The sequence below is a fragment of the Nocardia sp. NPDC004722 genome, from assembly GCF_053601505.1.
The window spans coordinates 1-11447 of record NZ_JBSGBY010000251.1 but is presented as its reverse complement, the minus strand read 5'-3'; the positions used below and the strand labels follow the sequence as shown (position 1 = coordinate 11447).

The following is an 11447-nucleotide window of genomic DNA, read 5'->3' as shown; positions in this document are numbered from 1 at the left end:
CTCGGATTCGCGGTCGCGGGCCTCCTGCGCGAAAAGCAGGTCTTCGTAGGCGGCGATCGGCTGCTTCTCGACCAGGGGTGCGCCCGCCGCGGTGAAGGTGCCCAGCCCGACGCCGTCGGGTTCGCGGTGACTTTGCCGGGCGAGGCTGTCGGGCGCGTCCAACAGCCAGAAAGTAGCGCGCGCCCGCTGCGGCGCGGCCGATAGTCCGAACAGCCGGCACATACACGACTCCTCTGGCGAGCAGCGAGAACACCCGGACCGCACGACAGCACGGCCGCACTGAGGGATGATTGGGCCATGTCGGACACGCCGTCGGTGCTCAAGCATCATCGTATGCCCGAGCATGACGCGATGCGCCTCTCGGGGACGGTGGAAGCCATGCTGTGGATCCACCGCAATTGCGTCGAGGGTGACGGTGCGACCGAGCAGTCGTGTGGGCGGCGGCGGCAGTTGCTGGAATTGCGGGCTCGATACGGCTGGACCTGGCCGTTGCCGAAGCCGGACGCCAGCTGGCGGCTGCAACCCTGAATCGGGTTGCCGGTCAGGGAATATCAACGTTCGAGCGTGGTTGAATTCACCCGTGACCGACATCGCGCGCCAGCAGCTGAACGAGGACATCATCCGGCAATTCCGTTCCGGCGGTGGGCAAGTCGGCGGGCAGTTCGCCCAGACACCACTGCTGTTGCTGACCACCACGGGCGCGCACAGCGGGGCCGCGCGGACCTGGCCGCTGGCGTATCAGCGCGATGGTGAGCGGGTGGTCGTGTTCGCTGCCAACGGCGGTCGTGGCACGCGGCCGGGCTGGTATCACAACCTGCGCGCGAATCCGGTCGGGACGGTCGAGGTGGGGACCGAATCCTGGGAGGTCACCGCGAGCGTGGTCAGTGGTGAGGATCGGGCTCGGCTGTGGGAGCGGCAGCTCGTGGTGTCGCCGTTCCTCGCCGACTTCCAGGCGAAGTTGGACTGGGAGATCCCCGTCGTCGCGCTGACACCGCGCTAGGCGGGTCGCCTTCGGACACGCGAATCGGTGTCCGGCGCAACGGGAACGCGGGTTCGATCTAGGGTCGAGGGCATGTCAGAGCCGTCGGAGGTCAGCCCGGAGTCGCCGCAGGACGCGGGCGCGGTGATCGCGGTGCCCGAACAGGTGCGCGGTGAATTGCGGCGCGGGGTCCGCAGTGTGCTGGTGGATGCGGCGGCATTGCGGCTGGTGCGGGATCGCTTCGACGAGACGCAGGCGGGATCGCTGCGGCGGTATCTGGAGGCGTCGCAGTCGGCGAATACGTTGCGCGCCTATCGAACCGATTGGATCGCGTGGGCGGCGTGGTGCGCCGCGGAGTCGCGGCAGGCGTTGCCCGCCGACGCCCTGGATGTGGCGGTCTACCTGGCGGCGGCCGCGGATGCGCGCCGCGACAATGGCGAATGGGCGTTCAGCGCGGCGACTTTGGAGCGGAAGGCGGCCGCGCTGGCCGCCGTGCACGCCGCCAACGGTCTGCCCTCGCCCACCCGCGCGGATGTGGTGCGATTGACGCTGCGCGGTATTCGCCGCACCCGCCGCAGCCAGCCCCGGCGCAAACGACCGGTCCTGCTGCACACCCTCGACCAGTTGCTCGCGGAGTTGCCCGCCCCGGGCTGGCCCACCGAACCGGCGCGCCGCCGCGACAACCTGCTGCTGCTGGTCGGTTTCGCGGGCGCGTTGCGGCGCAGTGAGATCGCGGCGCTGACGGTCGGCGACGTCACCGTCACCACCGACCACGCCACCGGCGAACCGCTGCTGCTGATCCAACTGCCCACCACCAAGACCGACCCCACCGGCGTCTCCGAACAACGCGTCGCCCTCCCGCGCGGCCAACGCCCCCACACCTGCCCCGTCTGCGCCTTCGCCGACTGGACCCGCCTGCGCGAGGCCCACACCACCACCGACCTGCGCACCTGGCTCACCGCCACCCCCGCCCCCGACCCGCACATCCACCGCTGCCACGGCTTCACCGGCACCACCCTCACCACCCCGAATCTCCCCCTCTTCCCGTCGATCTCACGCCACGGCGGCCTGGCCCCCACCGCCATGTCCGGCCGCGCCGTAGCCGAACTGGTCAAGCGCTACGCCGCCCGCGCAGGTCTCGACCCCACCCTCTTCTCCGGCCACTCCCTCCGAGCCGGCTTCGCCACCCAAGCCGCCCTGGGCGGCGCCAGCGACCGCGAAATCATGCGCCAAGGCCGCTGGTCCAACCCCCGCACCGTCCACGGCTACATCCGCACCGCAAACCCTTTGGAAGACAACGCCGTCACCAAACTCGGTCTGTAGTGGTCCCGACACTCGTCGCGTCGGCGATCAGGACCACCGCGCCGGGGACGGGGGTCGCGTGTTGATCAGGCGATCGGAGTGTGGTGGAACTCGATGACCTGGGCAGGTCCGGATCGGAATTCCTTGTTCGCGATTCCGGCCTCGATCATGTGGGGCGCGTCGTCGTGGGCGGCGAGGGCTTCGCGGGAGGCCCATTCCTCCAGGAGCACAAAACGATCTGGGTCTCCCGTTACCTGGTGCAGGTCGTATTGCAGGCAGCCCGGTTCGGCGCGGACGAGGGGGGCGAGGCGGTTGAATGCTTCTGCCTGTTGGTGGCCTTGGCCGGGCTGGGTGGTGATCATGATGATGAGGCGCACGGGATCTGACACTCGTGCAAGCCTAGGGGCCGGGGGTGGTGGCGCGCGTTAGAGGAGTTCGACCTCGTGGAATCCGACGGTGAAGGTGTGGCGGCGTTCGCGCAGTATCTTGCCCTCGCGGTGGACGGTGCCCTCGGTGAAATCGATCCGCAGTTCGGAGCGGCGGTGGTCCACTGACTGGACCACGCCGCAGACGCCGCTGAAAGGGCCCTCCGGGAAGCACACGACATCGCCCGGGCTGAACTCCGTAATACCCACGGCGCCACAGTAATCCACATTTGCCGGACTCGTTCGCGGGTGAGGCTGACGCGCTGAGGGCGGCGTGACGCCTAGGGTGTGGGCATGACGGATGGCGATACGCCCTGGGAACCGCCTCTCGCTGGGACCGAGGTGGAGCATCTGGTCGGTGCGTTGGAGCGGTTGCGGGCGACGTTTCGGTGGAAGGCCGACGCGCTCGATGCGGCGGGGTTGAACACTCGAGTCGGGGCTTCGACGCTCACTCTCGGCGGTCTCCTGAAACACCTGTCGCGTGCCGAGGACGAGATGTTCACGCGCAAACTCTCCGGTACGCCGCCCAGTCCGCCGTGGGACACCGTCGATTGGCGTGCCGATCCCGACTGGGATTTCACCTCGGCCGCCACCGACTCCCCGGATGAGCTCTACACGTTGTGGGACACCACGATCGCCCGCTCCCGCAAGACTCTGGACGCCGCGCTGGCGACCGGCGGCCCGGATCAGCTCGTGCACGTGTCCTGGCCGGACGGCCGCCATGCCAGCCTCCGGCGTCTGCTGTGCGATCTCATCGAGGAGTACGGCCGTCACACCGGTCACGCCGATCTGCTGCGGGAGGCCGTCGACGGCCGCGTCGGCGAGGACCCGCCGCCGGGGTGGCGGCCTCAATCACCCAGCGCCTGAACCCAATTCGAGAGCAGGGCGGCGGTGTCGTCGGGATCTTCGATCATGGGTGTGTGCCCGCAGTCGAGGGGTTCCGTTCGCAGGGAGGGGACTTCGCGATAGTCGGCGAAGGACGCGGGCTGCCAGCGGTGGTCCTGGGTGCCGTAGATGACGAGGGTGGGCAGGGCCAGATCGGTCAGGCGGGCGGGTTCGGGCCGGTCGCGCAGGTAGGTGTCGGATGCGGCCGAGGTGGCGGTGAGGCTGGTGTAGGTCATGCCTTTGACATCGTCCAGCAGCTGATCCGGGATGGCGACATCGCGGGTGAAGGCGCTGCTCAACGCGGTGCGCAGGGCGGGTGTCGGCAGCAATGGCCACAGGGGACGGCCGATCGCGGGGTTGTAGAGCAGGTTGCCCAGCGGTCCGTTGTCGAGGAAGGCGTCGGCCCGGGGCCCGGTGTCGATGAGGACGAGGTCCGCGACGAGCGCCCGTCGCTGTTCGGCCAACGCGGTGACCACGTACCCGCCCGTGGAATGACCGACGAGACTGGCACGGGTGACGCCCAACCGGTCGAGGACCTCGCCCACCCGGGTGGCTTGTTCGGAGATGCTGTAGCCGCCCTCGGGTTTGGCGGATTTTCCGTGACCGAGCAGGTCGATTCGAATGACGTAGCGATCTGTGAGGGCGGGCACGATCGGATCCCACCAGGAGGTGGAACCGGCCAGGCCGTGGATCAGCACCACCGCGCGGCTGTCGTGCTTGCCGCTGGTGATCACGTGGATGGCTCCGCCGGGGAGGTCCATCATCTGTTCCTGCGACGAGTCGGCGCGCGCGGTGGCGGCGACGGCGCAGCTGCCGCCGGCGAGCGTGAGCAGCGCGGCGGCGGTGATGCGCGTCAACCGGTGACGACGGTGAGTTGGTGCGGCAGTGGTGAATTCACGCATGAGGGCTCCTTCGGCCGATCGGTGACACCACCACGGTGCGGCAGGCCTATGGACCCCGTCTTGCACAAATGTCGCCTACGCCTCTTCCTCGACGGCCTCCTTCCGCGCCACCAAGCCGGACACCTCGGCGAGCGGGAGGTGCGGAATCAGCAGCGCGATCGCGAACGCGAATGCCAAGCCGGGCAGCATATAAGCGAACACCGGCACCAAGGCGTGCGCGTAGGAACCCACGATCGCGTCACGCAGTGGCCCCGGGAGATGGTCGACCACGGCGGGTGGCAGTGCGGCGGGATTCAACCCGGCCGACATGACTTCCCGCGGGTGCTCACGGAAGGCGGCCTCGAGATTGCCGGTGAGCCGGTGGGTGAAGACGGATCCGAAAATGGCCACGCCGAGCGCCCCACCCATTTCCCGGAAGTAGTTGTTGGCACTCGTCGCGGTCCCGACATCGGTTGCGGGAACCGCGTTCTGGACCAGCATGACCAGCAGCTGCATCACCATGCCCAGCCCCAGCCCGATGACGAACAGCATGGCTGAGACCATCCACGCGGGAGTGTGGGCGTCCAGGCGCGTCATCCAGGTCATCCCGGCGGCGATGATCGCCACCCCGAGTGGAGGGTAGACGCGGTAGCGCCCGGTCCGGGTGACCGCGCCCAGCGAGACCGACACCGACAGAAACATGCCGACGGTCATCGGAATCGACAGCACCCCGGACATGGACGCCGAGACCCCGGTGGCCATCTGGAGAAACGTCGGCACGAACGCCACCGACGCGAACATGATCAACCCCATCACGAATCCGAGCAGCGAGGTCGTCACGAAGGTGCGGTTGCGGAACAGCCGCAATGGCAGCATCGGTTCCGCGGCACGGGATTCGACGGCGATGAACACCGAAACCACCACGGCCACCGCCACGATCATGGCGAGGATGGTCGGCGATCCCCACCCGTACCGTTTCCCGCCCCAATCGCTGAGCAGGATCAGCAGCGTCGTCCCGGCGGTCATCAGCCCGGCACCGAGGTAGTCCGGCAGCACGCTCGGCCGCTTGCTCGGCAGCGTCAGGTAGCGCGCCGCGATCGCCAAGGCCGCCAACCCGATCGGCACATTGATCCAGAAGCACCACCGCCATCCCAGATGGTCGGCGAACTCGCCGCCGAGGATGGGCCCGCCGACCGCGGTGAGCCCGAAGATCGCACCCATCGGCGCACCGTACTTGCCGAGGTCCTTGGCGGGCACCACATCCGCCATGGTGGCCTGGGCGAGGATCATCAGCCCGCCGCCGCCCACGCCTTGCAGCGCCCGGAAGGCGATGAACTCCCAGAATCCGGTCGAGACCGCCGCCCCGAAGGAAGCGGCCGTGAATACGGTGATGGCGAACAGGAACAGCTGCCGTCGCCCGAACAGGTCGCCGAATTTCCCGTAGAGGGGCATGACGACGGTGGTGGCCAGCAGGTAGGCGGTGGTGGTCCAGGCCATGTGCGGGACGCCGCCGAGCTGTCCGACAATGGTGGGCATGGCCGCGCCGGTGATCATCTGGTCGAGGCTGGCCAGGAACAGTCCGGCCGAGAGCGCGGCGAAGATGAGCCAGATCCGCCGCTGCGTCATGACCAGGGGCGCGGTATCGGTGGTCGTCATGGTCACCACCGCACCGGGAGGGCGGTGAGGCCGCCGGTGAAGATCTCGTCGCGTTCGGTCAGCGTCGCCGGGTCGACGGCGAGGGTCATGCCGGGGAAGCGGGCGACGAGTTGCCCGAAGGCGACCTGCAATTCGATGCGGGCCAGCGGCGCACCCAGGCAGTAGCGCGGGCCATAGCCGAACAGGAAGTGCGCGGCCTGCTGACGGGTGATGTCGATGTGATCGGGGTCTGTGAACACGGCGGTGTCGTGATTCGCCGAGGCGATACCCAGTAGCACCAGATCGCCTGCGGGAATGGCGGTCTCGCCGATGGTGAGATCATCACGCGCGTAGCGGGGCAGGCTGCTGGCGTCGCAGGCGCGCAGCAGTTCCTCGACGGCCGAGTGCACCAGCGTCGGCCGCTCGTGCAGCAGCCGCCATTGCTGCGGATTCTCCAGCAGCATGCGTGCCCCGACGCCGATCTGCACCGCGGAGGTCTCGTGCCCGGCGAACAGCAGAACCATGGCGTGCGTGGCGATTTCGTCGTCGGTGACATCGTCGACCGCACACAGTCGCGACACCACGTCATCGCCGGGCTCGCGGCGCTTCTCCCCCACCAGGTGCAGGCAGTAGGCGAACAGTTCCCCCACGCCCTGCTCGACCACGGCCCGGTCGGTGACATGGCCGATCGCATCCACCCAGCCGCGGAAGCGATTCCGGTCCGCGTAGGGCACGCCGAGCAGCTCACAGATCACCAGCAGCGGCAACGGCAACGCCAGGTCGGCCTGGAGATCGGCGGGCGAACCCTGCGCCTCGATGGCGTCGAGCAATTCGGTGGTGATCTGCTCCACGCGTGGCCGTAGCGCCCGCATGCGCGCGGCGGTGAAATGCGGAGCCAGCAGCGTCCGCATGCGGGCGTGGTCGGCGAGTTCGGTGTCGAAGTTGCCGATCGGGCCGCCCGAGAAGGCCGATTCGCCCAGCCGCGCAGCGGTTTCCGGGGCCCGATGCGCACGCCCGAGGCGCGGGTCGGTGAACAGCTCACGGACCAGGTGGTAGCCCGTGGTCAGCCAGGCCGGGTCACCGGTCGGGGTGGTGACCCGGGTGACCCCCGAGCCGATTACCCCGGTGACCGGGCAGACGGATTGCGGTGCGGTCGTCATCTCGCCGCCTACCGGGTTCCGGCCGCGGGGGCGTCGAAGATCGGCGTCGGGAGCGTTCCCGGCGAGGAATCTCGCCGCAGCGGCCGGTGGTCGAGGGCAGGGGCGGTCATGGTGATGGGTCCTCGCATGGTCTCAGAAGGGTGTGGTGTTGAAGGGTTTGCGCGCCGCGGTCAGGGCGCGATCGAGCGCACCGGCGGCACCGGGAGTGAGTTCCTCGACCCGCCCGGCACGTTCGAGTTCGCCGATCGTGTGCGCGCCGAAGTAGGCGGTGGTGAGTTCCAGCGGGCCGACGCGCACATCGGGTGCGGCGTCCGTGACCGGCTGCCACGCACCGTCGCGGGTATCGAGCAGATAGGTTCCCGAGCTCAGGCCCCACGGGTCGGCGACCTCGATCACGCCGTGGAAGTCGGCCCGGTACTCCCGGCACGCGATGGCCTTGGGCAGGTTGAGGATCCAGGTCCACAGGCCCTCGTCCACCCCGGTCACGGTGGCGGCCCGGGAGTCTTCGAGCAGCAGCGGGGTGGGGTCGTCGACCGCGGTGTCCATCAGGATCCGGCTGTATTCGCCCTGACCGAGCAGGCAGCGCAACAGGTCCCGGTGGGCGGCCACGGTGAGCGCGCAGAAGTCCTTGACCTGCACCGTGTCCGCGATCAACTCGTAGACCACATACCCGTCGGGGTGCAGGATGACGAACGCGTGCGGGTTCAGGGCGCTGGGCCACCAGGATTCCGCGCGCTCGAGCGCGCCCGGCGTGGCCCGCTGCCAGCGGGTGTAGACGGCGCGCAGTTCGCCCACCGATTCGACGAGCCCCGCCTCCCGCACCGAAGCCGAATCCCACTCCGCCGCCCGCAGTTTCGCGCGGGCGCGGTCGATGCTCAGGTGCCGGGTGTGGGTCGTGACGCCCACGTACGCGTAGCTGCCACCGGGTCCCGGCATGGCGGCCAGCACGTCCGCGCCGGTCTCCAACGCGATGGTCATGAGTTCGGCCTGCACCTTGGCGTAGATGCCGCGCTTCTGGTGCGTGGTCGCCACCATGCCCTGCGCGCACGCCGCGACGCTGAGCTGCGCGCCGCCGGGCACGGTCACGGTGGTGCGAATGATGGCGGCGGTGCCCACCAGGCGGGGCGTGGCCGGTTCGGTCACGTCCTCCACGACGGCGATGTCCTCGAGCCGGAACTGCCGCCGCCAGGCCCGTACGTCGTGGGTCTTCACGCCGCCGAACGCGCGGGCGTAGCGGTCCCGCAGGGCGGGCCAGTCGGTCTCGACGGCCCGGCGGGTGCGGATTCCGTCGATGGTGCGGCTCTGCCAGTCGGCCATGAGTTCGGAAGTCACGGTGTGCCTTTCGGGTCGAGTGCGTGGGCGCGGACACCGACGCGGCCGCCGACGGCGAGGCCCGCGCATGACCGCGTTGCTCGAATCCCCTTCCGCGCCCGAGGTTCCCGAGAATCGGGAGCCGGGGACGTCGTGGCGGCCGGTGCTGTGGACGCTGCCGCCGGTGCTGGTGGTGCTGCTCATCGCCGTGTACCCGATCGTGCGAGTCCTGCTGGAGTCCACCAAGACCAAGGACGGTCGCGGGGGCGGGACCTGGTCCCGGGTGCTGGCCGAGGAATCGTTCCGCAACGCGCTGATGCGGACGGTGACCATCGCGATCAGTTCCACCATCGGTTGCCTGTTGCTCGGGACCTTCGTGGCGATCGTGCTGGCGTTCATCCCGTTTCCGGGGTCGCAGCTGGTGGGGCGGCTCATCGACTCGGTGCTGACGCTGCCGTCTTTCCTTGTGACACTGGCGTTCACGTTCCTCTACGGGACGGCGGGCGCGGTGAACGCGCTGATCAATCAGATCACCGGCGGCACCAAGCCGGTGATCGACTTCCTGAGCACGCCGTGGGGCGTGATCCTCGCCGAGGTCACCTTCTTCACGCCGTTCGTGGTGCGGCCGCTGCTGGCGGCGTTCGCGCAGTTGCCGCGCGAGCAACTGGATGTGGCGTCGAGTCTCGGCGCTTCGCCGTGGCGGGTGCTGACCCAGGTGGTCATGCCGGAGGCGTGGCCGGCGCTGGCGGCGGGCGGCAGCCTCACTCTGCTGTTGACGCTCAACGAGTTCGGCATCGTGCTGTTCACCGGGGCCAAGGGCGTCATCACGCTGCCCGCGCTGATCTACACGCGCGGCATCGTCACCTTCGATCTGCCGGGCGCGGCCGTACTCGCCTCGGTGCAGGTCGTGCTGTCGCTGAGCCTGTATCTCGGATACCGACTGCTGTTCGCGCGCCTGACCCGCGCGCGGAAGGAGAGCTGAACCATGCTGGTGTGGACCAGGCGCGGGCGGGCCGCGGTGCTCGCCGTGTTCGCGATCGTGGTCGCCGTCGTGTTCGTCGCGCCGATCGCGACCGTGGTCGCGGCGGCACTGGCCGGACGGTGGACCGGGCCGCTGCCCTCGCATCTGGGGTTCGCGAACTTCGATCGCGCGCTGTCGGGCGAGGAATCCGCGAGCCTGTCGGTGAGCTTGCAGACCGCGCTGCTGGCGGGACTGTTCTCGCTGGTGCTCGGCACCTGGGCGGCACTGGCGTCGATGGAGGCGCCCGGCTGGCTGCGGCGGCTCACCGACGCGGTCTTCCACGTGCCGGTCGCGGTGCCGTCGGTGGCCATCGGCCTGGGCGTGCTGATCTCCTTCAACGAACGCCCGCTGCTGCTGGGCGGCACCAAATGGATTGTCATCCTGGCCCATACGGTGCTGGTGCTGGCCTATGCGTTCAGCGGCGTGTCCGCCGCGCTGGACCGGCTCGATCCCGGCTACCGGCAGGCCGCCGAATCGCTGGGCGCCGGCCCGGTGCGCGTCCTGACCCGGGTCACCCTGCCGCTGCTGCTGCCCGCGCTCGGCGCGGCAGCCGGCCTGGCCATCGCCCTGTCCATGGGTGAGCTGGGCGCGACCATCATGGTCTACCCCGCCACCTGGAAAACCTTGCCGGTGACCATCTTCGCCGCCACCGACCGCGGCGCCGTCTTCGACGCGGCCGCCAGCACCACCCTGCTGGTCCTCGTCACCCTGCTCGCCCTGGTCATCCTGGGCCGCTTGAAAGGTCGTGCGGCGCTGCGCTGACCTGCGGGTCAGCACGTGTTCGACCGCACCACGCCGCTGACCGCGACATGAGGGGACGCGGTCAGCGGTGTCTTGCGTTTATAGGGAGGCGTGGCGGACAGTAGACCGGTAGGCTCGCCGAGTTGCTGAAGATCGTCTTGTAGTTGGAGTTACCGTTCGGGCGGGGGAAGTTCGATGGTGGTAGTCGCAGGATTGTCCGGCGAGTCGTATGACGTGGACGCCGAACCCTTCTATGCCGCGGGCACCCGCTCCGTGCAGTATCTGTGCCGGGATCCGCGTGGTCAGCAGCGGCTCTACAAGATGTTCCGCACCCCGGCGAACTCGCCCACCGAGATCGAGCGGGCCCGGCAGGTCATGCTCATCGGGCGGCAGACGATCGTGAGCGCCGAGGCCGCGGGCGGGTCCACCGGGCAGCCCGCGGAGGCGATCAACTGGCCGATCGACGTCATCGTGCACGACGGGCTGCTGGCCGGGGTGGTGCTGCCGCTGATCCCGATGGACTATCTGCTGCCCGACGGGCGGCCGCGCACCCTCGACCAGCTGTGGTCGACGCCGAGTCAGACGGCCTCGTATTTCCGTGCGGGACTGGCGGTCCGGCTCTGCGACATCGTGCGGGTGCTCGAGGAACGGCAGCTCGTGCACGGCGATCTCTCGCCCAAGAACGTGCTCTCCCACGCGTCCGCGCCGCTGGCGTACATCATCGACACCGCCGGGCTGACTCCGGTCGACGCCGCCTACGACCGGTACAAGGATCGCTACGACCTGGCGACATTGATCTACCGCGTCCTGTTCCTCGACGCGGGCACGGCCGCGCCCGGCATGCCGTGGCAGCCGGGGGCCGGGTTCCCGGCGGACCTCGATCCGCGGTTGCGCGCGCTGTTCGATCGGGCCTTCGGCAACGGCGGATTCGGGCCGGACGCCCGGCCGTCGGCGGCCGAATGGGACGACACACTGCGCGCCACCTATCTGACTCCCGACGGCACCAACTATGTGCCGGAGACGCTCGCGGTGCTCGACCGCCACACCGGGCGGCTGCCGCTGGGCGGGCAGTCCAGTGCGCCCGCCATGCCGACCGTGGCCCTGACC

At 69.3% G+C, this 11447-nt stretch carries 13 protein-coding genes and 1 pseudogene; 7 read left to right on the top strand and 7 right to left on the bottom strand.

The features are described 5' to 3' along the window. Positions 1 to 222: class II glutamine amidotransferase (locus ACWELQ_RS23620; RefSeq protein ID WP_452399222.1), on the bottom strand; the 222-nt coding region annotated here is incomplete at its 3' end. 75 nt (positions 223 to 297) lie between these two features. Between ACWELQ_RS23620 and ACWELQ_RS23615 the strand changes: the two genes are divergently transcribed. From ACWELQ_RS23615 to ACWELQ_RS23605, 3 genes are all read left to right on the top strand, one after another. After that, positions 298 to 528, top strand: coding sequence for a hypothetical protein (locus ACWELQ_RS23615; protein WP_452399221.1), 231 nt, complete (start codon positions 298 to 300; stop codon positions 526 to 528). Between the two features lie 52 nt (positions 529 to 580). Next, the gene (locus ACWELQ_RS23610) at positions 581 to 1000 is read left to right on the top strand and encodes a nitroreductase/quinone reductase family protein (RefSeq protein ID WP_452399220.1); all 420 of its coding nucleotides are present in this window, start codon (positions 581 to 583) and stop codon (positions 998 to 1000) included. A 72-nt stretch (positions 1001 to 1072) separates the two neighbouring features. Next, positions 1073 to 2302 (top strand): site-specific integrase, encoded by a 1230-nt coding sequence (locus tag ACWELQ_RS23605; RefSeq protein WP_452399219.1) that lies wholly within the window; start codon positions 1073 to 1075, stop codon positions 2300 to 2302. 65 nt (positions 2303 to 2367) lie between these two features. On the opposite strand, the gene ACWELQ_RS23600 is transcribed toward ACWELQ_RS23605, so the two are convergent. Then, positions 2368 to 2670 carry a putative quinol monooxygenase gene (locus tag ACWELQ_RS23600; RefSeq protein WP_452399218.1) on the bottom strand — a complete coding sequence of 101 codons (303 nt, stop codon included), beginning with the start codon at positions 2668 to 2670 and terminating at the stop codon, positions 2368 to 2370. Between the two features lie 36 nt (positions 2671 to 2706). Further along, complete coding sequence (locus ACWELQ_RS23595) at positions 2707 to 2916, bottom strand: hypothetical protein (protein ID WP_452399217.1); 210 nt, start codon at positions 2914 to 2916, stop codon at positions 2707 to 2709. Between the two features lie 84 nt (positions 2917 to 3000). Between ACWELQ_RS23595 and ACWELQ_RS23590 the strand changes: the two genes are divergently transcribed. Beyond that, on the top strand, positions 3001 to 3573 hold the full coding sequence (locus tag ACWELQ_RS23590; protein WP_452399216.1) for a mycothiol transferase: 573 nt from the start codon (positions 3001 to 3003) through the stop codon (positions 3571 to 3573). Here the strand turns inward: ACWELQ_RS23590 and ACWELQ_RS23585 are convergent. The 4 genes from ACWELQ_RS23585 to ACWELQ_RS23570 all read right to left on the bottom strand — a co-directional run bounded on the left by ACWELQ_RS23585 (position 3555) and on the right by ACWELQ_RS23570 (position 8599). Further along, on the bottom strand, positions 3555 to 4493 hold the full coding sequence (locus tag ACWELQ_RS23585) for an alpha/beta fold hydrolase (RefSeq protein WP_452399215.1): 939 nt from the start codon (positions 4491 to 4493) through the stop codon (positions 3555 to 3557). The genes ACWELQ_RS23590 and ACWELQ_RS23585 overlap by 19 nt on opposite strands. Positions 4494 to 4568: 75 nt before the next feature. Then, on the bottom strand, positions 4569 to 6128 hold the full coding sequence (locus ACWELQ_RS23580; RefSeq protein WP_452399214.1) for an MDR family MFS transporter: 1560 nt from the start codon (positions 6126 to 6128) through the stop codon (positions 4569 to 4571). Positions 6129 to 6130: 2 nt separating this feature from the next. Then, positions 6131 to 7267: a cytochrome P450 gene (locus tag ACWELQ_RS23575; protein ID WP_452399213.1), complete on the bottom strand. Its 1137-nt coding sequence runs from the start codon at positions 7265 to 7267 to the stop codon at positions 6131 to 6133. Between the two features lie 132 nt (positions 7268 to 7399). Then, positions 7400 to 8599, bottom strand: a complete 1200-nt coding sequence (locus ACWELQ_RS23570; protein ID WP_452399212.1) for a GNAT family N-acetyltransferase — start codon at positions 8597 to 8599, stop codon at positions 7400 to 7402. Positions 8600 to 8666: 67 nt separating this feature from the next. Here ACWELQ_RS23570 and ACWELQ_RS23565 point away from each other — a divergent pair, with 67 nt between their 5' ends. From ACWELQ_RS23565 to ACWELQ_RS23555, 3 genes and pseudogenes are all read left to right on the top strand, one after another. Beyond that, positions 8667 to 9560, top strand: coding sequence for a 2-aminoethylphosphonate ABC transporter permease subunit (locus ACWELQ_RS23565; protein ID WP_452399211.1), 894 nt, complete (start codon positions 8667 to 8669; stop codon positions 9558 to 9560). A gap of 3 nt (positions 9561 to 9563) precedes the next feature. After that, complete coding sequence (locus ACWELQ_RS23560) at positions 9564 to 10361, top strand: ABC transporter permease (RefSeq protein WP_452399210.1); 798 nt, start codon at positions 9564 to 9566, stop codon at positions 10359 to 10361. A 174-nt stretch (positions 10362 to 10535) separates the two neighbouring features. After that, positions 10536 to 11447, top strand: a pseudogene (locus ACWELQ_RS23555) (hypothetical protein); the annotation flags it as partial.

Bases quoted from the DNA above. Each gene is read 5' to 3' on its own strand.
- ACWELQ_RS23615 (WP_452399221.1), top strand. From the start codon at position 298: ATGTCGGACACGCCGTCGGTGCTCAAGCATCATCGTATGCCCGAGCAT.
- ACWELQ_RS23605 (WP_452399219.1), top strand. From the start codon at position 1,073: ATGTCAGAGCCGTCGGAGGTCAGCCCGGAGTCGCCGCAGGACGCGGGC.
- ACWELQ_RS23590 (WP_452399216.1), top strand. From the start codon at position 3,001: ATGACGGATGGCGATACGCCCTGGGAACCGCCTCTCGCTGGGACCGAG.
- ACWELQ_RS23585 (WP_452399215.1), bottom strand. From the start codon at position 4,493: ATGCGTGAATTCACCACTGCCGCACCAACTCACCGTCGTCACCGGTTG.
- ACWELQ_RS23580 (WP_452399214.1), bottom strand. From the start codon at position 6,128: ATGACGACCACCGATACCGCGCCCCTGGTCATGACGCAGCGGCGGATC.
- ACWELQ_RS23575 (WP_452399213.1), bottom strand. From the start codon at position 7,267: ATGACGACCGCACCGCAATCCGTCTGCCCGGTCACCGGGGTAATCGGC.
- ACWELQ_RS23565 (WP_452399211.1), top strand. From the start codon at position 8,667: ATGACCGCGTTGCTCGAATCCCCTTCCGCGCCCGAGGTTCCCGAGAAT.
- ACWELQ_RS23560 (WP_452399210.1), top strand. From the start codon at position 9,564: ATGCTGGTGTGGACCAGGCGCGGGCGGGCCGCGGTGCTCGCCGTGTTC.